We start from the raw sequence: 25,131 nt of genomic DNA on the forward strand, positions 1-25,131 counted from the left end.
CTCGCGACAACGAAAAGGAGGGGACCGTGCCGGCAAACACCACCCGTTCAGTAGAAAGAGCCCTCGATCTTCTCACCGTCGTCTGTGAAAACCCCGGCATCAACCTCACCACGGCAGCCCAAGAAACCGATCTTTCCCCCTCCAGCGCCCTGCGCTTGCTGCACACCCTGGTCGAGAACGGCTTTCTGAACCGCGACTCCGCAGGCCTCTTCGAAGTGGGCCCGCAGATGCTCCAGCTGGGCTTCCACGTTTTAGAGAAGAACAACCTGCGTTCGCTGTGCCGGCCGATCATGGTCGAGTTGGCCCAACGCACCGGCGAATCGGTCTACCTCTCCATCCGTCAACAAGACGCCGCTCTTTACATCGGTGTAGCCGCTGGAACCCACGCCGTGCAGCACCGCAGCTGGGAAGGCCAGACCATCCCGCTGAAGGGCACGGCGGTGGGCGCCGCCCTGGCTGGTCAGATCCCGCCCTCGCCCGGCGCGTCCGAAACTAACGACCGCCCCTATGCGGCGACCTCCAACGCAGTCGAGCAAGACGTCATGGCCATCGCCGCCCCCATCGTGGTGGGCAAGAAGACCATCGCCGCACTGAGCATGCTCGTGCCGCTCTACCGCATCGACGAGGCCAAGATCCGTGACTACGGTCAGACCATCGCCCACGAGGCGCGCAGAATCTCCGAACTTTTTAATCAGACCAAACCATCCACAACCATCAACCACTAGAAACACCCAAGGAGCACACGTGTACAACAACGTCACCACCGGTGAAGCCATGCAGATCAAGCTCGACAACGAGTTCCCCGAGATGCCCGAATTCGAACCCGGCATTCGCCGCGCACCGTCCCGCGGGTTCCGCCTGACCAAGGCTCAGACCAAGATCGCCCTGCGTAACGCCCTGCGCTACCTGCCCGAAGAGTTGCACGAGAAGGCCGCCCCGGAATTCCTGGACGAACTGCGCACCTACGGCCGCATCTACGCCTACCGCTGGCGCCCGGCCGAGAAGATCGTCGGCAAGCCGCTGGACGCCTACCGCGGCAAGTGCACCGAGGGCAAGGCCCTGCAGGTGCAGATCGACAACAACCTCGACTTCGAGGTCGCCCTGTACCCCTACGAGCTGGTTACCTACGGTGAGACCGGTAGCGTCTGCCAGAACTGGCTGCAGTACCGCCTCATCATGAAGTACCTGGAGGAACTGACCGAAGACACCACCCTGGTCGTGATGTCCGGTCACCCGCTGGGTCTGTTCCCCTCCCGCCCCGAATCCCCGCGCGTGATCATCACCAACTCGCTCATGGTCGGTCGTTACGACAACCAGAAAGACTGGGAGATCGCCGAAGAGATGGGCGTGGCCAACTACGGTCAGATGACCGCCGGTGGCTGGATGTACATCGGGCCCCAGGGCATCGTGCACGGCACCTTCAACACCCTGCTTAACGCCGGACGCTCGAAGCTGGGCATCCCCGCCGAGAAGGATCTCGCCGGCGTCCTCTTCGTCTCCTCGGGCCTGGGCGGAATGTCCGGTGCTCAGCCCAAGGCGGCCGACATCGCCAACGCCGTCTCGATCGTCGCCGAGGTCGATGAATCCCGTATCAAGACCCGCAAGGATCAGGGCTGGGTCACCTACTCCTCGGCCGACCTCGAGGAGGTCTTCCGCATCGCCAACGAGCACATCGAGGCCAAGACCCCCGCGTCCATCGCCTACCACGGCAACATCGTTGACCTGCTCCAGTACGCGGTAGACAACAACGTCGAGATCCCGCTGCTGTCTGACCAGACCTCCTGCCACGCGGTCTACGACGGCGGTTACTGCCCCGCGGGCCTGAGCTTCGAAGAGCGCACCGAACTGCTGGGCAGCGACCGCGAAGAGTTCGCCCGCCGCGTGGACGAAACCCTGAAGAAGCACTACGAGCTCATCAAGACCCTCACCGAGCGCGGCACCTACTTCTTCGATTACGGTAACGCCTTCATGGCCTCCGTCTTCGGCGCTGGCGTCAAGGAGATCGCGATCGACAACGACGAGCGCAACGGCTTCATCTGGCCCTCCTACGTTGAAGACATCATGGGCCCCGAACTCTTCGACTACGGCTACGGCCCCTTCCGCTGGGTCTGCCTCTCCGGTGACCACGAAGACCTGGTCAAGACCGACAAGGCCGCGATGGACTGCATCAACCCCGAGCGCCGCAGTCAGGACCGCGACAACTACATCTGGATCCGCGATGCCGAGAAGAATGCGCTGGTGGTCGGCACCCAGGCCCGCATCCTCTACCAGGACGCCCAGGGCCGTATGGACATCGCCCTGCGCTTCAACGAGATGGTCCGCAACGGCGAGGTTGGCCCGATCATGCTCGGCCGCGACCACCACGACGTCTCCGGCACCGACTCGCCCTTCCGTGAAACCTCCAACATCAAGGACGGTTCCAACGTCATGGCAGACATGGCCACCCAGTGCTTTGCCGGCAACGCCGCCCGCGGCATGTCCCTGGTTGCCCTGCACAACGGCGGCGGCACCGGCATTGGCAACTCCATCAACGGTGGTTTCGGCATGGTGCTCGACGGCTCCGAACGCGCCGACGAAGTTATCAAGTCGTCGCTGCTCTGGGACGTCATGTGCGGTGTAGCCCGCCGTAGCTGGGCCCGCAACGAACACTCCATCGAGACCTCGACCGAGTTCAACAAGGAGTACGCCGGCAAGGGCCAGATTACGCTGCCCTACCTGGCCAACGACGAACTCATCGACTCGCTGGTCAAGTAAACCCGCGCCGAGTCAGAGAAGGAGGTTGCTGTGGCACACAGCAAGCTGTTCACCAACATCGGATCCCTGGTCACCAACGACGCCTCGCTCGAGCGCGGTGCGCTAGGCGTACTCGAGGACGCCGCCGTGGTGGTCACCGAGGGCACCATCGACTGGGTAGGCCCCGCCGCTGAGGCCCCGGCAGCCGACTCCGCCGTCGACCTCGACGGCCGCGCCATGCTCCCCGGCTTCGTCGAGTCGCACTCGCACCTGGTCTTCCAGGGCGACCGCTCGCTCGAATTCGCCGCCCGCATGGAGGGCAAGAAGTACGAGGCCGGCGGCATCCGCACCACTATCGCGAAGACCCGCGCGGCCTCCGACGATGAGTTGCGCGCCAACGTCGAACGCTACCTGGGGGAGTACCTCACCCAGGGCGCGACCACCGTCGAGGTCAAGACCGGTTACGGCCAGTCCGCCGAGTCGGAGCTGCGCAGCGCGCAAATCGCCGCCCAGTGCACCGATGAGGTCACCCTGCTCGCGGCTCACGTGGCACCCGAAGAATACGCCGATCGGTTGGACGATTACGTGCAGATGGCGGTCACCGAGATGATCCCGGCGGCCGCCCCGCATGCCAAGTGGATCGACGTGTTCTGTGAGAAGGGCGCGTTCAACGAGGAGCAGTCCCGCGCCGTCCTCAAAGCCGGCGTGGACCACGGGTTGACCCCGCGCGTGCACGGCAACCAGCTGACCTACGGTGCCGGCGTGCAGCTGGCAGTCGAGTTCGGCGCGGCGTCCGTGGACCACGTGGTCTACCTCTCCGATGCCGACGTCGACGCGCTCGCGAACAGCTCCACCGTGGCAACCGTGTTGCCCGGCGCCGACTTCTCGACTCGCAATGACTACCCGAACGCCCGCAAGCTGATCGACGCCGGCGCCACCGTGGCGCTGGGCGCCGACTGCAACCCGGGAACCAGCTTCACCACCTCGATCCCGTTCTGCATCGCCATCGCCGTGCGCGATCTGAAAATGAGCCCTGACGAAGCCGTCTGGGCGGCCACGGCGGGCGGTGCCGCGGCCCTGCGCAGGAACGACGTGGGCGTGGTGAAGGCCGGTGCGCGCGCCAACCTGCTCGCGCTGGCTGCACCCAATCACGTGCACCTCGCGTACCGTCCTGGGGTTCCGTTGATCTCCGCCGTCATCAAGGATGGCGAACTGGTCAGCGGCACCCTGGGCGGCTCACGCAACATCGCAGGAGGTATCGCATGATCCGCATCGACCACGCCCCGCAGGCGCAGTTCGGCCGTGACGACGGACCCGGGCAGGAACACTTGCGCTGGTTCAAGAAGATCGAGCTGGTCGAGGGGCAAAACCCCGACCTGACCGGTCACGACGTGGTGCTCATCGGTTTCGCCTCCGACGAGGGGGTGCGCCGCAACAAGGGCCGCCAGGGTGCCCGAAACGCCCCGGCCGCCCTCCGCGCCGCGTTGGCTCCGCTGGCCGTCTCGACGGAACAGGCCCACGTGAACGTGGCCGACCTGGGTGACGTGGTGGTCAACGAGACCGACCACGACCCCGCCGCCGACGGCCCCGGTGACATCCTGGCCGAAGGGCAGCAACGCCTCGCTGACAATGTGGCAGCCACCATCGACGCCGACGCCTTGCCGATCGTGCTTGGTGGCGGTCACGAGGTGGCCTTCGGCACCTACTCGGGGGTGGCGTCCGCGAAGAAGCGCGCCGGCAAACGGGTGGGCATCCTCAACCTCGACGCCCACTTCGACCTGCGCGCCGCCGACCGCCCCAGCTCGGGCACGCCCTTCCGGCAGGCGCTGGAAGCTGAGAAGGCCGCCGGCACCGAGCTCTCCTATGCCATCGTGGGCATCAGCCAGCCTTCCAACACTCAGGTGCTCTTCGACACCGCCGAGGAGTTCGGGGTGCGCTACCTGCTCGACGAGAACTGCCAGGAGTCGGATCGCGCCGAGGTGGTGCGCTTCGTCGAGGAGTACGCCGCCGGGGTAGACGTGCTGTACCTGACCGTCGACCTGGACGTCCTGCCGGCGTCCGTGGCGCCGGGGGTCAGCGCCCCCGCCGCGTACGGGGTGCCGCTACCGGTGATCTTGGACGCCACCCGCGCCGCCGCTGCCTCCGGCAAGCTGGTTGCCGCCGACGTCGCCGAGCTCAACCCCGAATTCGACCTCGACTCCCGCACGGCGAAATCAGCCGCCCGCATTCTTCACACCCTTATGTGCAATCACCAGAAGGAGCAATCATGAGCAACGACAACAGTCAGCGACCCCACGTCGAAGTGGGCATCGGCGCCCTCACCTTCGAGCAGGTCATCGATGTGGCCCGCCACAACGCGACCGTATCCCTCTCCGAAGAGTCCCTGAAAGAAATCGCCAAGTCCGCCGACCGCGTGCGCGACCTGGCCAACCACGAGAAGCCCGTCTACGGTGTCTCCACCGGCTTCGGCGCGCTGGCCTCCAAGCACGTGCCGCTGGACCAGCGCAAAGAACTGCAACGTAGCCTGATCCGCTCGCACGCCGCCGGGTCCGGCCCCGAGGTCGAGCGTGAAGTGGTGCGCGCGCTGATGCTCCTGCGCCTGTCGACCATGGCAACCGGCCGTACCGGCGTTCGTCCTGAGGTGGCAGAGGCCTACGCGGCGATGCTCTCGGCGGGCGTGACCCCGGTGGTGCACGAGTTCGGTTCGCTCGGTTGCTCGGGCGACCTGGCTCCCCTGGCTCACTGCGCGCTGGCCATCATCGGCGAGGGCAAGGTGCGCGACGCCTCGGGCGAGCTGCGTGACACCGCAGACGCCATGGCCGAGGCCGGCCTGAAGCCGGTCGAGCTGGCTGAGAAAGAGGGTCTGGCGCTCATCAACGGCACCGACGGCATGCTAGGCATGCTGGTCATGGCCATCACCGACCTGGATCGCCTGGTGCGCCTGGCTGACGTCTCCGCCGCGATGTCAATCGAGGGCCTGGTGGGCACCGACCGCGTGTTCGCCGCAGACCTGCACGAGCTGCGTCCGCACCCCGGCCAGATCGCCTCGGCACAGAACTTCCGCACCGTACTGGCCGACTCCGACATCATTAACCACCACAAGGGCGAGCTGTCTTCGTACGTGCAGGACGCCTACTCGCTACGTTGCGCCCCGCAGGTGGCCGGCGCCGTGCGCGACACCGTCGACCACGCCCGCACCGTGGCCCAGCGGGAGCTGGCTTCGGCGATCGACAACCCCGCCGTGACCAAAGATGGCCGGGTCGAGTCGAACGGTAACTTCCACGGCGCACCCGTGGCTTACGTGCTGGACTTCTTGGCCATCGCGGTGGCCGATGCCGCCTCGATCTCGGAACGCCGCACCGACCGGTTCTTGGACGTCGCCCGCAACCGCGGCCTCAACGCCTTCCTGGCCAACGATCCCGGTGTGGACTCGGGCCACATGATCGCCCAGTACACCCAGGCCGCCCTCGTCTCCGAGCTGAAGCGCCTGGCCGTGCCGGCGTCGGTGGACTCGATCCCCTCGTCTGCGATGCAGGAAGATCACGTCTCGATGGGTTGGTCGGCCGCCCGCAAGCTGCGCAAGGCGATCGACGGCCTGACCCGCGTGCTGGCTATCGAGATCCTGACCGCCGCACGCGGCATCGACCTGCGCGGCCCGCAGAAGCCCGCTCCCGCGACCGGTGCGCTGATCGCCAAGTTGCGCGAGACCGTCGAGGGCCCCGGTTCCGACCGCTTCCTCTCCCCGGAGATCGAAGAGACGGTGCGCCTGGTGGCCAACGGCGAGTTGCTCGACGCCGTGGAGGCCAAGGTGGGCCGCCTGGCCTAGGGGAGGGGTCCGCGGGCGTCCGGCCCGGCCGCGGTACCGTTCGGTTGCGGCGACGCGCCCAGCCCGGTCCCGCCGCGGACGTCCGGCCCGGCCCTGTCGTGCGTCCCGCCTGGCCGCGCGTCCCGGCGCGACTCGCCCGGTCTCTGACGGTTTGTACCCCGAAAATCACCCAGTATGTCAATAAGGACATACACAGTGATTTTCGGGGTACAAAGGGCTCATGTTCGGGCGAGTTGGGGCCCGACCAGGCACCTGAAAGAACAAAGTACACAGGGCCAAGACCCGGGTGAGTCTTGGCCCTGTGAACAGGTGCGAGTGAAGCAACCTGAAAGGATTCCGGCTGACGGCCTCGGACGTCCGAACCGACTCGCCGATGGGAGTGCGACCTCCCATTATTCAGTTATAAATCTCGTTACTTAGCCCAGATGCGGAGGTAGTCGACCTTCAGCACGTGGTCGGCCGTGGCGTCCGTGGGGAAGCCCCAGAAGTTGTTGCCCGCTTGGGTATTCAGGCGGATGTTCACCGGCTCCGAATCGGGCAGAGCGGCCTTGAACTTGTCGTCGTTGGGGATGCGGGCGATCTCCACGCCGTCGAAGCTGTAGACCAGGTCGGTGGCGGTACGCTCGATAACCCAGATATGGTACTCGTCGGAGGACTGCTGGCCAAGCTTCGGCTGCCAGCGGTTGTACTTGTTGTGGCCGGTCTGGTCGTAGTGGAAGGTCGACTCGGCGATGTTGGTCTGGTTGAAGCGCTGCGTGCCGGTGGGGTAACCGAAGTTCTCGGCTACGTCGATCTCTCCGCCGAAGCGGGTGTTGTCGGGACGGAACCAGAGGCCACCCCAGGCGCCCTTCTGATCCGGGTGCGAGTTGGGGGTGCGCATGCGGATCTCGGCGCGGAAGAACTTTGCGGAGAACTTGCCGATCGAGTCGATGTAGGCGGTACCCCATTCGCGGGTGCCCATGCGGGTTCCGGTGACTTCCTGACCTTCGGGGTAGTGGGTGGTCCACAGCTCGAGGGCGGAGTCGGCAACGCGTACGTTGTTGCGGTCGTTCACGCCGATGTCGTGGTTAGACCAGTCGCGGTGGCGGATATTCCACTTGGTGGGGTCGACGTTGGCGGTGCCCTGGTAGCGGACGTCGTCGAAGTCGTCTTCGAAGATCAGCTTGCCCCAGCCGGCCACGGTTTTCGCACCGCGGAAGGAACCGAACTCTTCAGCGCGCTGCGAGTTCATGACGAGGCTACCTCCGACGGTGGAGGAACCGATGAACCCTGCGGCACCGGTGCCGACGCCGGCGGGGGTGGCAGACATGGGGACGGCGGTCTCTTCGTGGGTGACGACCAGCAGCGGGCGTCCGTCGACCAGCAACGCGCCTTCGACCACGTTGGAACGTACGCGGATGGACAGTTCAAAGTGAACCTTGGTGCCTGCACCACCGATGCCGGAGAGCGACTTGCCGGTGAGGTAGGCGGGACGCTCGTTCATGACGCGCTCGATGCTGAGCAAGATGGTGCCGGAGGACTGCACGGTGGCCACCGCGGCGTAGAAGTCGGAGCTATCTGCGGTGCGACGGGCGATGGCACGAGCCTGAACGTCACCGGAGGAAGGCACGGTTGCGGTGTAGTCGGTGGTGATCAACTGGTCTGCGGAACCCTTGATGGCCACGGGGAAGAAACCACGGGGAGCATCTGCCGAACGCACCCACTGGAAGGGGTTGATGTAAGAGACGTCTTTACCGCGAATGATCTGGTCGCGGGTGCGGGACGCCTCGGCGGCGTAGGAGCGGGGTGCGGCGGCTATGGAGGATCCCAGCGTCAAAGCGGAAACCGTGGTGGCTACGCCAAACAAGGCGCTGTGGCGAGTCAGAGCCAGTGCAGACATGGTGAATTCCTCAGGTGTGTAGTGATTGGGGTTCCAAGACGGTCGAGGGGCTGGGGGACAGCTTCGGAGCTGAGCCCTTCGGTACGACCACAACATTAGAGGAAATTTTCTAGCCACGTAACCACGTTGGGGGACAAGATCGCCCCCCCTGGGGTTGTTCGAGTCTATTCGTGCTCTCACATGGGGAAAGTTTGTTTCAACATTGACTCATCTACATCTGCTTAATTAAAGTCTATTAAGCGACACAGACCTTAAAACAATGCCTTTACTAGGGGTTTCTCCACCCATTGTCCCCATGTGGAATAAATCACTTCAAAAATTCTCACCGTGTGCGTGTCTTAATTACTATCGTTGTAAAGTAAACTCCCCGAATCTTTTCTGAGGTGACCTGGATCAACAACCCCGTTATTCCGCCACACATCGCTCATTTTTGACAGTTTTCTGTACACATAAGACGTCAAGTGTCGAAAATTAATGTTTTCCAAATTAACTAACTTAAAAGGTCGCAAACCATCGAATGAACCCGCCTTGGTGACTATGGGGGACAAGAAAAACCCCGGAAAATCAAGGAAAACTGGGGTGAGCGCAAAGAATGGGGGACAAAACAGATGTTTTGTCCCCCACAATCAGAGTTGAAAGCGCTCAGCTGGGTTACATCCACCCCTTGCGCTTGAAGATCAGATAGAGGGTCAAGGCGGCCAAAAACATCATCAACAGCGAGGCGGGGTAGCCGTAGGTCCACGAGAGCTCGGGCATGTGCTCGAAATTCATGCCGTAGATGGAGCCGATGACGGTGGGCACCACGAAAATCGCAGCCCACGACGAGATACGCTTGGTGTCGTCGTTCTGCCGCTCCGCCACGATGGTGCTGTTGACCTCCAGCACGTTCTGTAGCGTGTAACGCAGGTCGTCGATGCGCTCGTTGATCTGGGTGGCGTGGTCACGGACGTCGCGCAGGTGGCGCAGGTCGTCCACGTTCTCGCGACCCTCGGGGGAATCTGGGGTGATGGTCATGGTGCGCAGCCGTCCCATGAGGGTGTCGAGCATCGTAAGCAGCGGGCGACAGGCGCGCTTGAAGTCGCTAACCTCGTTGAGCAGTTCGTAGGTGCGCCGCGAGATGGACGAGGTATCCGACTTCCCGGGGGCAAAGAGCGCCTCCTCGATCTCGTCGCAGTCGTCTTCGAGGCCCTCGATCACGGGAATGTACCCGTCAACCACGGTGTCTAGGGCGGCGTGCATCATGTCCCACGGGGTTTCCCGCTCGCCCATCTCGTGGGAGAAGCGCGAGAACATCCGCTTGATATCGCGTTCCTCGCGCAGGTAGTCCTTGATGATGCCGATCAGAAAGTTGGCCCCCATGAAGAGGTGGATTTCACCGAAATGAATCTCCTCTTTCTCGTCCAGGTACGCCGCCGGTCGCAACACGAGAAAGTAGTTGTCGCCGTAGCGTTCGATCTTGGCGCGCTGGTGACCCTCCATCGAGTCTTCTACCGCCAGCTCGTTCATGCCGAAGTGCTGGGCGATTTCCTGCATGGTGCCCAGGGAGGGGTCGGAGATCCCGATGAAGGCTGTAGCACCCTCGTTCTCGCTAATGAGCGCATGGGTCGCCTGAAGCGAGTCGGGTTCTTGGGTGGTGCCGTCGGCAAGGTTCACGGCGTTCATCAGAATAGGCATAACCCTCATCTTAACCCCGCGGTATGGGGGCGGGGGAGTTGCGGTGATAGCCTGAGAAGTTGGCATTCGTCACCTGGCGGTGGCCAGCCCGCTCCGTTTCGAACCACACACTTCAGAGGAGATCGCCATGCCCGAGACCAAACTTCTTCGCATGCCCGTGATGGTGCCGGTGCTGGCTACCTTCGCGCTGTGTATCGGCGGACTCTCCTTGCTATTGCCGACGTCCCCGGCGTGGGTCGTCCTCGGCGGAGCCGGTTCCACCGGCGCCGGCCTGGTGACGGCCACCCTGATGGCGGTGACGGTCGCGACCCAGTTGTGGGTGGTGCAACCCATGCTGAACCGTTTCGGCTGGGCCCGGACGCTTGCCGCCGGTTCCCTCTTCATGGGCCTGCCCGCGCCGCTGCAGGCGCTGGCCCCGCATCTCGGGTTGGTGCTGTTCAGCTCGGGGCTGCGCGGAGTGGGGTTCGGCATTCTGACCGTGTGTTGCTCCACCGCGCTCTCGCTCCTCGTGCCCGCCCACCTGCGCGGTCGCGCGATCGGATACTACGGGCTGGCGGCTGCTGTCCCGCAACTCTTGCTGACCCCACTGGCGCCGTGGTTAATCGACCACGTGGGCTTTCGTCCGGTACTGATCGGCGGCGCGATTACCGCCCTGGGCGCCCCGTTCGCGTATCGGCTCGGCAAGCTGGTGGACGCTCACCACGAGTCCCCGGTCACCGGTGCGCAGGCGATGGCGGCAGGGGAGCGTGCCCCGGTATTGCCACGGATCTGGCCGGCGTTGCTCACGCTGACGGTCTCGACCGCGGCGGGTGGCGGTTTCATGACCTTCGTGACGGACGTTGCCGGTGAGCCTTCCCGCGCGTCGTCCGCGTTGTTGGCGATGATGGTCGCGGCGGTGCCCACCCGTCTGTTCGGCGGCACCCTGACCGATCGGTGGGGTACTCGCATTACCCTGGCGCCGGTGCTGGCGGTCAATGCGGTGGGCGTGGTCTTGCTCGGCCTGGCCGCCGCGCAGGGCGGGGCGTCGGCTGCCGTCCTCTATGGCGGTGCCCTGCTCACCGGCTGCGGTTACGGTTTTCTGCAGTCGGTCTCGATGGTGCGGGCCCTCAACGACGCCGGCCCCGGCAACATGACGCGGGCCTCGGTGGCGTGGAATGCGAACTTCGATATCGGCACCGGGCTGGGTGGCCTGGCGATCGGGGCGATGGCCGCCGGTCTCGGTTTTTCGGGAGCCTGGTGGGTGTGGGCTGCGGTCATGACGCTGAGCGCGGCGGTGATTGGCACCCGCGATCTACGCCGCACTTCGCGGGCTTCCTAAAACCCCGAGGTGACTAGGGCAAATAGTGTGATTAACAAATCTTGAAATATTTCCGCAGGTTAGCGCGACACATTCCCCTCCAAGTGTGGATCAACTAGAATATTATGTAGACCCCGCCCCTTGAAAACCGCGCAGAATATTCCCCCTTGTGAAACTACTCATTCTTTCTGAAGTCTCTGACGACACCTACAGAGTGCACTACGAAGCGCAAGTGCTCTCTCTTCTTGATGAGGTAAATAATGGGGCGCTCGAGATCTCTCTGGTGTGTGCTCAAGAGGATCCGCACCTTGAAACCGATACCCCGATCAAAGAGACCATCAAGCTACCCATTTTCCCCACCAATCGCGGCGAGTGTGTGGCCCTGATGGAGACCTTCGAGCGGTATCTGGCGGGGCAACCCTCGGGGCTGTTGCCCGATGAAGAAGAACAATTTGTCGACCTCATCGAAGCCGTGCGCAAAGTCGACGCCGTGCTGACCCTCGGTAATAACGTGATGAGCTCCCAGGCGCCGAACACCCTCTACGAAATGGCGGTGCTCGTCGCGGTCTGTCACCGGGTGGGGGTGCCCGTGGTCTGCACCTCGCAGCTGGTGGGAACCCCGCTCGTGGAGACGGACGCACGCGCCCTCGTGCGCACTTATCAGCGTGCCAGCCTGGTCTGCGTAGCGGACCAGGCTTCTCACATTTGGTGCTCCCAGCACGCCATCGATGCCGCACCCTCGGTAGACGTCGCCACCACGTATGGGCCGCGCGTCCGATCGCTGACGGGTACGCCCACCTACGATCTCTTCAAGAACGTGGGGGAGCTCGACAACGCCTATATCGGTGTTGCGTTCACGGATCCAGCGAACCAGCTGATCGAACCGCTGGCCAAGCTCTTGGATCGCTTACACGAGTCAACCGGTTACCACACGGTTTTCATCGCCCACGAAACAGACCCCGAGACGTCGCGGGGCGATGTGCAACTTCACCAGCGCATCGCCGCCAAGATGAAATCCAATCCGGTACTCACGCCGGCGTTGCACGCCGACGTCGTTGCGGGCCTGCATCATTCCGCCGCCTTCAACATCACCAACCTGCACCGGGCCGCCGCCCTGAGCTTAGGGCGCGGCGTACCGGTGTTTGGCTTTTACAACACGATTTCAAAGCGGGTGGGCCTCGAATCGGTGCTGGCGAACTTCGGCATGACAGACTTCGTTGCCCCCGACACCCAGATGCACTCGCCCGACGTGTTCGAAGCGTTACTCGAGCTGGCCGACCGCTTTGAATCCCACCTCAACCTCAATCTCTACGAACATGCGCGACAGGTGGCCGAGTTCGCCCACGGCATGTTGCAGACCATCATGAAGCAGGCCGAGCGCGGCGTGTTCGACCGCGATGCGCTCGACAGCGTGCCCGCCCCGCCGCAGCTCAAAATCAGGGGTAAACAGTGGCGTGTTCGCCTCAAGAATCTCAACGACCTGGCCGGTGACCTCCTGGCCCGGTGCGAACATACGGACCTCGAACGGGTCATCGCCGACGAAGAGGTTCTTTCTCAGCGGCAACAGTGCGACGCCCTGATGCGCCAGCTCCGCGAAGACGAGTTGCGCCTGCGGGTACAACACAACCAGATCGAGGAGCTGCAGGGCGAGTTGGCCGCCGTCCAGCGTCCTCGTGGTCTAGGACGCTGGTTCGGCTAACCGAGAGTACAGCACGGGGGCGGGGCAAACGCGTTGTTTGCCCCGCCCCCTGCTACGTCATGCCAGCTGTGCGCCGCTTAGGCCTCTTCGTCGATGAGGTCGCGTACCACGATGGTCTGCTCGCGGCCCGGGCCCACGCCGACCGCCGAGATGCGGCAACCGGAGAGCTCCTCGAGCTTCTCCACGTACTTGCGCGCGTTCTCGGGCAGTTCGTCCAGCGTCTTGGCGTTGGTGATGTCCTCGGTCCAGCCGTCGAAGTACTCGAAGATCGGCTTGGCGTGGTGGAAGTCGGTCTGCGTCATGGGCATTTCGTCGTGGCGCACGCCGTCCACGTCGTAGGCCACACACACCGGGATCTGTTCCAGGCCGGTCAACACGTCCAGCTTGGTGATGAACAGGTCGGTGAAGCCGTTGATGCGCACGGCCTGGCGCGCCAACACGGCGTCGTACCAGCCGCAGCGGCGCGGGCGGCCGGTGTTCACGCCGAACTCACCGCCGGTCTTTTGCAGGAACTCACCCATCTCGTCGAAGAGCTCGGTGGGGAAGGGGCCGGCACCCACGCGGGTGGTGTAGGCCTTCTGAATACCGATCACGCGCGAGATGCGGGTGGGGCCGATGCCGGAACCGACCGAGGCGCCGCCTGCGGTGGGGTTCGAGGAGGTGACGAACGGGTAGGTGCCGTGGTCGACGTCCAGGAACGTGGCCTGGCCGCCCTCCATGAGCAGGTTCTTGCCCTCGTCCAGTGCCTTGTTGAGCAACTGGGTGGATTCGACGATCATCGGCTTCAGGCGGTCGGCGTAGGACATGAAGTAGTCCACAATCTCGTCGACCTCCACGTGGCGACGGTTGTACACCTTCACCAACAGTTCGTTCTTCTGACGCAACGCGCCCTCGACCTTCTGGCGCAGGATCGATTCGTCGAGAATGTCTTGCACGCGGATGCCCAGGCGGGCGACCTTGTCCATGTAGGTGGGGCCGATGCCGCGGCCGGTGGTGCCGATCGCGCGCTTGCCGAGGAAGCGTTCGGTGACCTTATCCATAGTCTGGTGGTACGGGGCCACCAGGTGCGCGTTGGCGGAGATCTTCAGCTTGGAGGTGTCGGCGCCGCGTGCTTCGAGGCCGTCGATCTCTTCGAAGAGGGCCTCGGGGTTGACGACCACGCCGTTGCCGATCACCGGGGTGGCGTTCGGGGAGAGAATGCCGGCGGGGAGGAGCTTGAGCTCGAACTTCTGACCGTTGACGACGACGGTGTGACCGGCGTTGTTACCACCGTTGGGCTTGACGACGTAGTCGACGCGGCCACCGAGCAGGTCGGTAGCTTTACCTTTACCTTCGTCGCCCCACTGGGCGCCGACAATAACGATTGCTGGCATGAAAGAAAACTCCTTATGAGCGCTTCACCGGCCGGATTCCACGGCGGTGCGGTGTGATTGACGCGAAGACGACAGGACGCGGGCGCGCGGCTTAGCGGGGCACGGCCAGCTACCCAGCGATCGAACGCACTCTGGCAGGCCTGGGCGCAAACACACCAACCTCTAGGATACCGCGCCAGGGGAGGCCACAACCAGAGGTTATCCTGGGTTTACCTCTCGAAGAGGAGTTCACGTAATTTTTGAGACGTAGCTTACATTTTGCGGAGTTTTAGGGTTATATGTTCTCTAACACTCGTACACCAGGGGTATCCGTCGAACACACACAACGAGGAACCCATGCAAAAGAATATTCAGCTGAGCCGCTTGGCTCGCACCTGCGCGGCTTCCGTCGCAGGCCTCACCCTGGCGATGACCTTAGGCGCCCCCGCACACGCCACCGTCGACCCAGACATCCGCCTGAAGCAGACCGCCGTCGGTCCCGAACAGAAGCTCACCGCCTCCATGAAGGATGCCCAGGGCCAGGTTGCTGCCTACGTGCAGTTCTCCGGGGACGGAGCATTAGAAGCCACCGGCGGCCCCAACGCCCACGCCGCTGACCCCGCACGAGCGAAGGCCGTGGAAAAGGAAGTCAAGGCTAAGGCAGACACCGTGGCCTCTTCATCTTCCAGCAAAGTTCTTTACACCACCCACAACTCCCTGCCCGGCGCCGCCGTTCAGGGAGATGCTGAAGACATCCGTGCCCTCGCCGAGCGTCCGGACGTCGTCAAGGTCTCCCGCATAGTGCCGAAGACCCGCTCCAACTCCGGAACCACCATCGATACCAAGACCGTCAACACCTGGCAGAACGTGGGGGTAACCGGTAAAGACCTGCGCATCGCCGTCATTGACTCCGGCATCGACTACACCCACGCCGACTTCGGCGGTCCGGGCACCGACGAGGCCTACGACCGGGCCAAGGCCTCGCCGACCATGGTCGAAGGCACCTACGACCCGAAGAAGCTGGTGGCCGGTTATGACCTGGCCGGTGACGACTACAACGGCAACGACCCCAACAAGGTAGCCGTTCCCGACAATAACCCGCTGGACTGTAAGCTCGGCGGGCACGGCACCCACGTGGCCGGCACCGCAGCCGGATACGGCGTCACCGCCGAAGGCAAGACCTTCACCGGGGACTACTCCAAGCTTACCGAGCAACAGGTGCGCGACATGAAGATCGGCCCCGGCTCGGCCCCGGAAGCGCAGCTCATCGGCATTCGCGTGTTCGGCTGTGAGGGCACCACCATGCTCACCGGCCAGGCCCTCGACCGCGCGCTCGATCCCAACGGCGACGGTGACTTCTCCGACCGCGCCGACATCATCAACCTCTCGCTGGGCGCCGACTTCGGTGCTGCAGACGACCCCGAGAACGACATCATCGAAAAGCTCACCGACCAGGGCATCCTCTCGGTGATTGCCGCCGGTAACGCGAACAACTACAACGGCGTCGGTGACACCTACAACGTGTTGGGCAACCCGCCGAACGCTATGTCTGCGCTGACCGTGGCCAACTCGATCGGTTCCACCTACCTGGCCGACGCCGCCGAGATCTCCGGTAGCACCATCCCCAAGAACAAGGTGATCTCCGACTACTCGCGGAGCTTCGACTATGCCGCGGCGCGACCCGAGCAGCTCACCGGTGAGGTCGTTGCCGCACCCGCCGACAACCGCTTCGGCTGCCAACCCTTCGACACCTCCTTCGAGGGCAAGTGGGTGCTCCTGCAGTGGGATAACCCCGACGGCACCTTCCCCTGTGGATCGAAGGTTCGCTTCGACAACGTGGAGAAGGCCGGCGGTAAAGGCGTGGTGCTGACCACCGACAACTACCCCGATCAGTCCGGCATCGCCGGTAACGAGACGATCCCCGGCGTTCGACTGAACAAGGAGGCCTCGGAACAGGCCCGCGAGGCGACCGCCGGCGGTGGATCGTTCCACGTCAAGCTCAGCCCCGAGTGGATGTCTTCCATCTCGGCTCCCACCGATTCGTTAGACGTCCTGAATACCTCGTCTGCGCGCGGTCAGCACGGTTCCTACGGCCTCACCAAGCCGGACGTCGCGGCCCCGGGCACCAACATCCTCTCAGCTGCCGTGGGCGCAGGTAACGCCGGCCAGCTGATGACCGGTACCTCCATGGCCGCCCCGCACGTCGCCGGTATCGCGGCCCTGGTTCTGCAGGCGCACCCCGGTTATGCCCCCGCCGACATCAAGGCCGCCATCACCAACACCGCGACCCACGACATCACCAACGCCGAGGGCACCAAGCTGGCCGTGGACCGCACCGGCACCGGACGCGTGGACGCCGCCGCCGCGGTAGCCACCGACGTCCTCGCCTACAACTCCGACTCCAAGAAGCAGGTCTCCACCAGCTTCGGCGTACTGGAAGTTCCGGTGGGCAGCGATACCAAGGTGCTCACTAAGAACATCACCGTGGAGAACAAGTCCGATCGCGCCAGCACCTTCAACGTGGCGCTGGACCAGTCGGTGACCATGCCCGGCGTGACGCTGAGCGTGACCCCCACCGTGACCGTTCCCGCGAACTCCTCCGCGCAGGTGACCGTGACCGCCACCGTTGATCCTGCGGCCCTCGATAAGACCGCGGACCCCGGTCTCGAGGTGCAGCAGATGGATCACGCGCGTCAGTTCATCGCCCAGGCCTCGGGTCGCGTGAAGATCACCGAGAACGGCGGGAACGAACTGCGCGTGCCGGTGCAGATCGCACCCAAGCCCGTGGGTGATATGAAGGCGAACGTTGCCCGCGGCCAGCTCAAGGGCAAGGGCAGCAGCACCGCCGTGAAACTGCGCGGTACGGAGCTGAACCAGGGGGCCTACCGCGGTCTGCTGGCTGCCTTCGAACTAGGTGCCCGGAGCGAGCGTCTGGCCGATGACTCCCTCACGGTGCCTTCGGAGCGCCGCATCGACCTGCAGTATGTGGGTGCCTCCACCTCGGAGGGCATGCTCAACTTTGGCCTCACGTCGTGGGGTAACTGGGACGTTCTGACCTGGTCGGCGGCCACCGAGATCGAGATCGATACGAATAAGGACGGCAAGGCCGACTTCTTCCTCGACATCGACCGCGTGAAGGGTCTGGATTACCCGGTCGCCACCCTCTACCAGCCCACCGCTGACGGCATGCAGGTGGCCGATGTGCAGCCGATCAACGGCGTCTTCGGCGACGTGGATACCAACCTCATGGATACCAACGCCGTGGTGGTTCCGGTGACCCTGAAGGCGCTGGGTCTGGAAGGGTCCACCGACTCGATCAACTACAGGGTCAAGACCTACTCGTGGTACTCCGACGGCGCGGTGGATTCCACCGACTGGGTGAGCTACAACCCCTCTGCCCCGAAGCTTAGCTTCTCGGGCAAGACCGTAGCGGGCCCGCTATATGCGGATTCGGCCAAGACCCAGTTGAAGGTCACGCGCAACACCGACGAGAAGGTCAGCGCGCTGTTCCTGCACCTGCACAACGCCACCGGTGATCTCTCGGGTAAGACCCCGGACGCCGACGGCGCGAAGGCTCAGGTCATCGACTTCAAGTAAGTCTGCGCCGGGTTACCTGTGTAGCTGTACTGCGTAGCGTGGGGAACTGTGCCGCGTGGCGTGGGCAAAGGCCCGTCCTCTTCCGAAGTTTCGGGAGACGACGGCCTTCTGCGTGGGCAGTCGGTGCGTCCCGGCGGTTATCGGCGCGACTCGCCCGGCCCTCAACGCTTTCGTGCCCGGTTGGTAGCCGCGCGCGTCCGCGACTCGCCCGGGCCTAGACGGTTTGTACCCCGAAAATCACTGTGTATGTCCTTTTTGACATACTGGGTGATTTTCGGGGTACAAACGTGGGGCACCTCGGGCGAGTCGCTCTGGGGATCCGACCAGAGAGGGCCGAACCGGAGGATGAACCGGGAGCGGAAGCTAGTCTTTGAGGATGCGGATCTGCATCGGGTAGTTATAGACCTCGCCGTTGTTCGACTTGATCGCGCCGATGATGTGGAAGACGAACATGATGACGCCGGTTGCCAACCAAATGAGTGCCGAAATCGGCAGCGCCAACCCGAAGGTCACCAGGGTCAGCAACCAGGCGGCGATATTGGCGATCGCCATGGTCACGTTGAAGTTGAACGCCCGAGCGGAGTTGGCGGTGACGAACGCATAACCCGGCTTGGACTTATAGATGAACCAGAAGATCAGCGGGCCGATGAAGCTCAGGACGGTCGCCGAGAGCAGGTAGGCCACCAAGGACGAGAGGTGGGCCATCAGCGAGATCGTCTTGGCGTCGTGCGGGATCAGGTTGCCGTAGGCGTCCCTCACCTGGTGCGGCTGGTGGGGATTCTGACCAAACTGGTTGTTCTGGTACTGGTTCTGCCCGTACTGGGAGTAACCGTTCTGCGCATAACCGTTCTGGGCGCCACCGAAGGGTTGGCCGCCGGGCTGGTTGTGAAAACCGCCAGGCTGAGAACCGCCGGCCTGAGGATCGCCAGGCTGGGATCCGCTGGCGTAAGAACCACCGGGCTGGGCGGCACCATAACCACCCTGCGGAGCCTGGCCGCCGGGTTGGTTCTGAAAGCTACCGAATTGATTGTCGTTGGGATGCTGGGTCATCGGATGTTCCTTCGCTCGTTGTGTGAATATTTCCAGCTTAGCGAGGGGAAGGGTAGGGCGTCCTCAGCCTGAAGGCTGATCTTTTGCGTTGACGAATTATACCCGTCCGCCCCGTCCAACCATGGGATCCACCGGAGTTTGTACCCAGAAAACCACCCAGTATGTCCTTAGTGGCATACACTGCGATTACCGGGGTACAAAACTCATCGAAAGGAAGTCTCATGACCGAGAACCAGCCCACCGTCCTCTTCGTCTGCAACTCCAACCGCGGCAAGTCGCAAATGGCCCAGGCGCTCATGGACTTGCGCTCGGCCGGTAAGGTTCGCTCGATCTCCGCCGGTGTGGCCGCCGAAGAGGGCGCCTCCGTGAATCAGGAGGCCGCGGCGTCCCTGGCAAAAATCGGCGCGAACATGACCGGCGTCGCCCAACGCACCACCGAAGACCTCTACGACCAAGCCGACCACATCGTGGTGGTGGGCGGCGCAGACCTGGGCGAGCTCAGCCCCGAGAACGCCGCCAAGGTCCAACGCTGGGCGCCCGACGAACCCTCTCTGCGCGGCATCGAGGGGGAGGAACGCATGAACCTCTTGCGCGACGACATCGACCGTCACGTGCAGAAACTCCTCGGCGACATCGCGGGAGAGTAGAATCACAGCATGCGTGAATTACAGGCCCAGATCATCGAAGAACAGGGCGTTTCGCCCACCATCGACCCCACCGAAGAGATCCGCAAGCGCGTGCAGTTTCTCTGCGACTACCTCAAAGCCACCGGAACCCGAGGGCTGGTCTTGGGGATTAGCGGCGGCGTCGATTCCACCCTGGCCGGACGCCTGTGCCAGCTCGCCGTCGAACAGTTAGACCTCGAGGGGGTCACCGCCGAGTTCATCGCCGTGCGTCTGCCCTACAAGGTGCAGGCAGACGAAGACGACGCCCAGGCCGCGCTCGCCTTCATTCAGCCCCAGCAGTCGGTCACCTTCAACGTAGGCCCTGCCGTGGACGGTTTCGAATCGTCGTTCCAGGACGCCACCGGCGGGGAGATCTCGGACTTCAACAAGGGCAACGTGAAGGCCCGCGCCCGCATGATCGCCCAGTACGCGCTCGCCGGCGAGAAGAACCTGCTGGTGGTCGGCACCGATCACGCGGCGGAATCCATCACCGGGTTCTTTACCAAGTTCGGTGACGGCGGCGCGGACGTCCTCCCCTTGGCGGGCCTGAACAAGCGGCAGAACCGGTTGCTCCTGCAGACTCTTGGTGCAGAGCCGCGCCTGTGGGAGAAGGTGCCTACCGCCGACCTGCTCGACGGCAAGCCCGGCCGCACGGACGAAGATGAGCTCGGCCTGACCTACGACCAGATCGACGACTATCTCGAGGGCAAGGACATCGACCCAGCCGCCGCCGAGAACCTCGAAACCAAGTACCTCCGCAGCCGCCACAAGCGGGCCCTGCCGGTGACCATCTTCGACGACTGGTATAAGGGCTAACCCAGCGCCACCTGCAACGCGTGCACGGCGGCCTTATCGGTCTCCTGGAGCATGAGGGCGTCGGTACCCGGCAACGGTGAGATCGTTGTATCCGCCATCTGCGCGAAGGTCGGAATGCCGATCACGTGCACGCGGGGGTCGGGTTCGCCGTCGGGGTTGATGATCACCCGCGAGACGGGGTGTACCTCCGGCGAGGCGGTCTCGATGAGGCGGCCCTCTTCGTCCTGCTGGCAGAACGGACGCAACCGCGCCCGCAAGGAACGGTAGATCGGCTCGGCCACGTGGCGGATATCCGGGTAGTGCAAGAAGGCATCCACCAGGTAGCGGGTGCGGATTTCTTGCTTGGTGGAGGGAGAGACCGCCACGAACTCGTCGCCGTCCACGGTCACTTGCGGACGCTGGCCGATGAACTCGATGATCCCGGCGTCGATCGCGGCCAAGAGCTGACGGCAGCGGAACAGCGGCGGGCCGGAACCGACCATCTGGCCCAGGGCGTCGAAGTTCTTGTAATCGGTCTGGCGTGACTCCCAGGTGTAGCGGCCCATCGAGCCCAGGATCGAGGCGGGGGTGCGCGCCGAGGAGACCGACCACATGCCGGCCTTGAACGCGCTGTCGTGGCCGGCCGCCGAATCGCGGATGTCGTGCTCGAGGAACTGCGCGATGTGCTCGGTGACCTCGGCGACCGATCCTTCCACACCGGCCAGTGGCTGGCGCCAGCGTTCGATGTTGAAGCGGTCGGCGGGGTCGGGCACGATGTCGGCCAGGTCTTCGGCGATCGACTCGGGGGTGGCGTGGTCGATGATCTCCACGATCTTGCCGATGTTGGCGGTGACCGCTTCGGGCTTCAGCTCGGCGAGCTTGCAGTAGTAGGCCTCGTAGGCGTCCTTGATGATCGCCGGGCGCACCTGCACGCCGAAGTCGATCTTCTTCTCGTCTTTGAGCTCTTCGATCACGGCCATTAGACGGTGGTTGACCGGCTGGGGCGGCAGCTCTCGGTAGTCAGACTTGGGCAGGAAGGGGTAACCACGGCCCGAACCGACCAGCAGGTGCGGCTCTTTGCCCGAGGGCTCGTAGCGCATACCGGACCGGGTCGAGGGGTCCTCGACAAAGCGGCCGCCGCGGTCGATGGTGACCAGCGCCATGAGGTCATAGAAGCTCATGCCGAGCCCGCGCACCAGCACGTTTTCTCCGGCGGGCAGCACTGAGACGTCCTGTTCGGCGGGGGAGTTCGGAGCGACCCAAACCCCGCCCGATTCGGCGAGTTCTTGCTCTTGCGGGCTGAGCGCGGGAATCGTCCATCCGCTGGCGATGACCGTGGCGTCGGCGCGGCAAATGGTGCCGTCGGAGAGCTCGATGATGTCGAAGGAGTTGTCGCTGGAGGAGGTCACACCCACCGCGTTGGCCAGGTGCTCGGTGACCTTCACGGTCTCGGGCAGCTCGGCCACGGCCACGCGGTAGCACCAGTTGATGTACTCGCCGTACAGGGCGCGGGAGGGGTTCGAGTGCTTCTCGGTGGCCTGCATCTCTGCCTCGAAGTGGGGCAGCGGGTGCTGGGGGTGCTTGGCGAAGAGGGCGCGCTTGGCGGCGGCTTGGTCGTGCTCTTCGATATCGCGGCCCAGGCTCAGCTGGATCCACTCGTACATGTTCGGCCCCGGACGCACGGGGGCGGTCACCGTGGAGTTCGGCTCGGTGAACAGGGTGACGGCGCCGGCGAGGGTGTTCATGCACAGCGTGCGGGTCTGCGAGGTGTTCCAGATGCGGCCAGCGCCAAGCTGTGAGTTGTCGATCAGGTGCAGTTCGAGTTCCGTCTGAGGGTTCGCTGCCCCGATGCGCTCGATCACGGATACTCCGCGCGGTCCTACTCCCACAATGGCAATGCTTGCCGGCATTCTCGTCCTCTCGTCGTCGCTATTTACCTTTCGTTAAGGATATACCTCCGGAGCGGACGCTTGGGGGACGGGTTATCTCCCCCGGAATTGAGGCTTGCGTTTCTCGGTAAAGGCCGCGAATCCTTCGGCGTAATCCTCGGAGGAACACAGCTTACCTTGGGCGAGGTTCTCTCGCTCGATGGATTCCCACAGCCCCAAGCGCTCGTCGCGGATCTGAGCCACCAGTTCCTTGGAGGTGAGGAAGGCTCCGGTCGCGCCGGTGGCTACCCGTGCCGCCGTGGTGCGCGTGAACTCGAGGAGTTCGTCCTCGAGTAGCGCCCGTGAGAACAGGCCGGCGCGCACGGCCTCTTCACCGTCGATGAGGTCTGCGGTGTAGATAAGATCGAGCGCGCGATGGGCACCCAGCCGTTCGACGAAGAGCCAGTGCCCGCCCGAGTCGAGGGTCGCGCCCAGGTTCGCGAAGGGGGAGCCGATCTTGGCGGTCTTCGCTACGTAGACCACGTCGGCGGCGATGGCCAGTCCCAGCCCCACGCCCAGGCAGGGGCCGTGGACGGCGGCGAAAGTGGGCGCGGGAAAGCGGGCGATGCGCTGCAGTAGCGGGGTGACTTTCTCGGCGAGGTAAGCGTAGGCGTCGTCGGTGCTGGGGTTCAGGCCGGCGATGTCACGGCCGGCGCAGAAACCGCGGCCTTCCCCACGCAGGATGAGTGCACGCACTTGGGCGTTCTCGGCGCGATCTAAGGCTTGGGAGAGTTCCGCCAGTGCCTGCTCGTTGAGGGCGTTCATCTTCTGTGGCGCGTTGAGCACTAACTCGGCCAGGTTGTTGTCGATGTTCAGTTCAATCATTACAAGCCCCCTAGGCGTCGAAGTCGATTTTCACGGAGTCGCTGCACGGGCGGGACTGGCAGGTGAGCACGTAACCGGCGTCCACCTCGTCTTTTTCGAGGGCGTAGTTCTCCTCCATTTCCACGTCGCCCTCGATCACCTTCGCGCGGCACGTGCCGCAGACCCCGCCGGCGCACGCGAAGGGGACGTCGGCGCGCACGCGCAACGCGGCGTTGAGCAGGGTCTCGTGGGCTGAGGTGGGGGACTCAACCCGTGAGGAGGTGCCGTCCAAGGTGAAGGAGATCGCGAAGTTGGCCCCGGCGGGGTCTGCCTCGACCGTGCGACCCTGCTGGCCGGTGGGCTGCTCGGGTTTGCCGGTCGTGAAGAGTTCGTAGCGAATGTCGTCTTCGCTCACCCCGCGCTCGGCCAGGGTGTCGCGGCAGAGCTGTACGAGTTCGAAGGGCCCGCAGAGGAACCACTCGTCGGTGGCCTCGGTGCGGATGACGTGGTCGAGCAGGGATTCGAGCTTGGCGGCGTCGATGCGCCCGCTCATCAGTTCTGAGACGCGCTGCTCCCGTGAGAGCACGTGGTGCACGGCGAAGCGGGTGGGGTACTTGTCTTTCAGGTCGCCGAGCTCTTCGGCGAACATCACGTCCATCGCCGATTTGTTGGCGTAGACGAGGTCGAAAGTGGTCTGCTCGGACTGCCCCAACACCGAGCGCGCGATGGACATGATGGGGGTGATGCCCGAACCCGCGGCGAAGGCCACCAGGTGGAGGTTGCCGCCGGCGAGCGCGTCTGAGGCCACCTGGTCGGGGTTGTTCATGCTGGTGATGTTCTTCTTCGAGATGAAGGCGCCCTGCGGGTTCATCACGTCGATGGTGTCACCGGCGGCCAGGGTCTCGTTGGCCCAGGTGGAGAACACCCCGCCGAAGTCTTTCTTGATGGCCACGTGCACCTCGCCGGGGGTGGGTTCGGAGCAGATGGAGTAGGAGCGGCGAACCTCTTTGCCGTCGATGGTGGCGCGCAGGGCCACGTACTGGCCGGGCACGTAGTTGTAGTCCTCGGCCAGGTCGGCGGGCACGTCGAAGATGACCTCCACCGCATCGGAGGTCAGCTTGCGCACGTTCTTGACGGTGAGCGTGTTGAACGTGGCGCGGCGGCGGGTAGGGGTCTCAGTCATGATGGCCTCGTGTTCTTCGGAGGGGTTCTAGTGGACTTTGAAGTAGTCGAAGGGTTCTTGGCAGTTCTGGCACCGGTACAGCGCCTTGCAGGAGGTCGATCCGAAACGGGTGAGCTCGCGGGTGTTCAGTGAGTGGCACCGGGGGCACTTCACCCCCAGCGAGAGCGCGACGGGCCCGGCCGCCGCCTGTCCGGTAGGTGGCGCGATGCCGTACTTCTCTAATCGCTCTTTGCCGGCCTCGCTCATCCAGTCGGTGCTCCACGCGGGGGTAAGCGCCAGATGGACGTCGGGTTTGGCTTCTCCGGCGGCGCGGAACGCAGAGCGCAGGTCTGCGGTGATGGTCTCCATGGCCGGGCACCCCGAGTAGGTGGGGGTGATGACGACGCGCGGTGCGCCGTCCCGATAATGGGCCGAGCGGAGGATGCCGAGGTCGGCGATGGAGAGCACCGGGATCTCGGGGTCGGTCACGGTGGCGGCGATTTTCCATAACCGCTCCTCGGAGCCTTCCGGCGCCGGCGGTGCCTGTTCGGCCAGCTCCTGCGGGGAGAGCGGAGTGAAGGCGTCGGCGGGCATATCGTGCAACATGTCTTTCTGCAACCGGTCAAACTCACATCTCATGAACATCTGCCACCTTCGTGATCGGGGCGCT

Annotated in this window: 18 protein-coding genes; 10 read left to right on the forward strand and 8 right to left on the reverse strand. The window is 64.0% G+C overall.

Annotated elements, in window-relative coordinates; genetic code table 11:
• Positions 1-26: 26 nt before the first annotated feature.
• From VVR12_RS07820 to hutH, 5 genes are read left to right on the forward strand one after another with little or no spacing between them, the layout of a single operon-like run.
• Positions 27-725, forward strand: a complete 699-nt coding sequence (locus tag VVR12_RS07820; protein WP_368550636.1) for an IclR family transcriptional regulator — start codon at positions 27-29, stop codon at positions 723-725.
• 19 nt (positions 726-744) lie between these two features.
• Entirely contained in the window at positions 745-2,754 is a 2,010-nt protein-coding gene (locus VVR12_RS07825; RefSeq protein ID WP_368550637.1) for a urocanate hydratase, read from the forward strand.
• A 30-nt stretch (positions 2,755-2,784) separates the two neighbouring features.
• Positions 2,785-3,999: an imidazolonepropionase gene (gene hutI, locus VVR12_RS07830; RefSeq protein WP_368550638.1), complete on the forward strand. Its 1,215-nt coding sequence runs from the start codon at positions 2,785-2,787 to the stop codon at positions 3,997-3,999.
• On the forward strand, positions 3,996-5,003 hold the full coding sequence (gene hutG / locus VVR12_RS07835) for a formimidoylglutamase (protein ID WP_368550639.1): 1,008 nt from the start codon (positions 3,996-3,998) through the stop codon (positions 5,001-5,003). The genes hutI and hutG overlap by 4 nt, the downstream gene beginning before the upstream one ends.
• Positions 5,000-6,559: a histidine ammonia-lyase gene (gene hutH, locus VVR12_RS07840; RefSeq protein WP_368550640.1), complete on the forward strand. Its 1,560-nt coding sequence runs from the start codon at positions 5,000-5,002 to the stop codon at positions 6,557-6,559. Before hutG ends, hutH begins: the two co-directional genes overlap by 4 nt.
• Before the next feature lie 412 nt (positions 6,560-6,971).
• On the opposite strand, the gene VVR12_RS07845 is transcribed toward hutH, so the two are convergent.
• Positions 6,972-8,438, reverse strand: coding sequence for a family 16 glycosylhydrolase (locus tag VVR12_RS07845; protein WP_368550641.1), 1,467 nt, complete (start codon positions 8,436-8,438; stop codon positions 6,972-6,974).
• Positions 8,439-9,089: 651 nt separating this feature from the next.
• Complete coding sequence (locus tag VVR12_RS07850; RefSeq protein ID WP_368550642.1) at positions 9,090-10,112, reverse strand: magnesium and cobalt transport protein CorA; 1,023 nt, start codon at positions 10,110-10,112, stop codon at positions 9,090-9,092.
• A gap of 127 nt (positions 10,113-10,239) precedes the next feature.
• Between VVR12_RS07850 and VVR12_RS07855 the strand changes: the two genes are divergently transcribed.
• Together VVR12_RS07855 and VVR12_RS07860 are read left to right on the forward strand one after the other, a co-directional pair.
• Positions 10,240-11,430: an MFS transporter gene (locus tag VVR12_RS07855; protein WP_368550643.1), complete on the forward strand. Its 1,191-nt coding sequence runs from the start codon at positions 10,240-10,242 to the stop codon at positions 11,428-11,430.
• A 148-nt stretch (positions 11,431-11,578) separates the two neighbouring features.
• A complete protein-coding gene (locus VVR12_RS07860; protein ID WP_368550644.1) occupies positions 11,579-13,108 on the forward strand; it encodes a polysaccharide pyruvyl transferase family protein in 1,530 nt (509 codons plus the stop codon).
• 77 nt (positions 13,109-13,185) lie between these two features.
• Here the strand turns inward: VVR12_RS07860 and VVR12_RS07865 are convergent, their stop codons facing one another.
• Entirely contained in the window at positions 13,186-14,481 is a 1,296-nt protein-coding gene (locus VVR12_RS07865) for an adenylosuccinate synthase (protein WP_368550645.1), read from the reverse strand.
• Between the two features lie 336 nt (positions 14,482-14,817).
• Here VVR12_RS07865 and VVR12_RS07870 point away from each other — a divergent pair, with 336 nt between their 5' ends.
• The gene (locus VVR12_RS07870) at positions 14,818-18,057 is read left to right on the forward strand and encodes a S8 family serine peptidase (protein ID WP_368550646.1); all 3,240 of its coding nucleotides are present in this window, start codon (positions 14,818-14,820) and stop codon (positions 18,055-18,057) included.
• A gap of 363 nt (positions 18,058-18,420) precedes the next feature.
• Here the strand turns inward: VVR12_RS07870 and VVR12_RS07875 are convergent, their stop codons facing one another.
• Positions 18,421-19,107, reverse strand: a complete 687-nt coding sequence (locus tag VVR12_RS07875; RefSeq protein ID WP_368550647.1) for a DUF4870 domain-containing protein — start codon at positions 19,105-19,107, stop codon at positions 18,421-18,423.
• A gap of 221 nt (positions 19,108-19,328) precedes the next feature.
• Between VVR12_RS07875 and VVR12_RS07880 the strand changes: the two genes are divergently transcribed.
• Entirely contained in the window at positions 19,329-19,754 is a 426-nt protein-coding gene (locus VVR12_RS07880; RefSeq protein WP_368550648.1) for a low molecular weight phosphatase family protein, read from the forward strand.
• 9 nt (positions 19,755-19,763) lie between these two features.
• A complete protein-coding gene (nadE, locus tag VVR12_RS07885) occupies positions 19,764-20,588 on the forward strand; it encodes an ammonia-dependent NAD(+) synthetase (protein ID WP_368550649.1) in 825 nt (274 codons plus the stop codon).
• Here nadE and VVR12_RS07890 read toward each other — a convergent pair.
• From VVR12_RS07890 to paaD, 4 genes are all read right to left on the reverse strand, one after another.
• Complete coding sequence (locus VVR12_RS07890) at positions 20,585-22,477, reverse strand: FAD/NAD(P)-binding protein (RefSeq protein ID WP_368550650.1); 1,893 nt, start codon at positions 22,475-22,477, stop codon at positions 20,585-20,587. The genes nadE and VVR12_RS07890 overlap by 4 nt on opposite strands.
• A gap of 72 nt (positions 22,478-22,549) precedes the next feature.
• Entirely contained in the window at positions 22,550-23,320 is a 771-nt protein-coding gene (locus tag VVR12_RS07895) for an enoyl-CoA hydratase/isomerase family protein (protein ID WP_368550651.1), read from the reverse strand.
• Positions 23,321-23,330: 10 nt separating this feature from the next.
• Positions 23,331-24,482, reverse strand: a complete 1,152-nt coding sequence (paaE, locus tag VVR12_RS07900) for a 1,2-phenylacetyl-CoA epoxidase subunit PaaE (RefSeq protein WP_368550652.1) — start codon at positions 24,480-24,482, stop codon at positions 23,331-23,333.
• Between the two features lie 27 nt (positions 24,483-24,509).
• Positions 24,510-25,055: a 1,2-phenylacetyl-CoA epoxidase subunit PaaD gene (gene paaD / locus VVR12_RS07905; RefSeq protein WP_368550810.1), complete on the reverse strand. Its 546-nt coding sequence runs from the start codon at positions 25,053-25,055 to the stop codon at positions 24,510-24,512.
• Positions 25,056-25,131 lie beyond the last annotated feature (76 nt).

Origin of the sequence: Rothia sp. LK2588 (assembly GCF_040946465.1) — a bacterium.
Lineage (GTDB): Bacteria > Actinomycetota > Actinomycetes > Actinomycetales > Micrococcaceae > Rothia.

Coding starts and splice junctions, on each gene's coding strand:
- hutG (WP_368550639.1), top strand. CDS start 3,996: ATGATCCGCATCGACCACGCCCCGCAGGCGCAGTTCGGCCGTGACGAC.
- hutH (WP_368550640.1), top strand. CDS start 5,000: ATGAGCAACGACAACAGTCAGCGACCCCACGTCGAAGTGGGCATCGGC.
- VVR12_RS07845 (WP_368550641.1), bottom strand. CDS start 8,438: ATGTCTGCACTGGCTCTGACTCGCCACAGCGCCTTGTTTGGCGTAGCC.
- VVR12_RS07850 (WP_368550642.1), bottom strand. CDS start 10,112: ATGCCTATTCTGATGAACGCCGTGAACCTTGCCGACGGCACCACCCAA.
- VVR12_RS07855 (WP_368550643.1), top strand. CDS start 10,240: ATGCCCGAGACCAAACTTCTTCGCATGCCCGTGATGGTGCCGGTGCTG.
- VVR12_RS07865 (WP_368550645.1), bottom strand. CDS start 14,481: ATGCCAGCAATCGTTATTGTCGGCGCCCAGTGGGGCGACGAAGGTAAA.
- VVR12_RS07870 (WP_368550646.1), top strand. CDS start 14,818: ATGCAAAAGAATATTCAGCTGAGCCGCTTGGCTCGCACCTGCGCGGCT.
- VVR12_RS07875 (WP_368550647.1), bottom strand. CDS start 19,107: ATGACCCAGCATCCCAACGACAATCAATTCGGTAGCTTTCAGAACCAA.
- VVR12_RS07880 (WP_368550648.1), top strand. CDS start 19,329: ATGACCGAGAACCAGCCCACCGTCCTCTTCGTCTGCAACTCCAACCGC.
- nadE (WP_368550649.1), top strand. CDS start 19,764: ATGCGTGAATTACAGGCCCAGATCATCGAAGAACAGGGCGTTTCGCCC.
- VVR12_RS07890 (WP_368550650.1), bottom strand. CDS start 22,477: ATGCCGGCAAGCATTGCCATTGTGGGAGTAGGACCGCGCGGAGTATCC.
- VVR12_RS07895 (WP_368550651.1), bottom strand. CDS start 23,320: ATGATTGAACTGAACATCGACAACAACCTGGCCGAGTTAGTGCTCAAC.
- paaE (WP_368550652.1), bottom strand. CDS start 24,482: ATGACTGAGACCCCTACCCGCCGCCGCGCCACGTTCAACACGCTCACC.
- paaD (WP_368550810.1), bottom strand. CDS start 25,055: ATGCCCGCCGACGCCTTCACTCCGCTCTCCCCGCAGGAGCTGGCCGAA.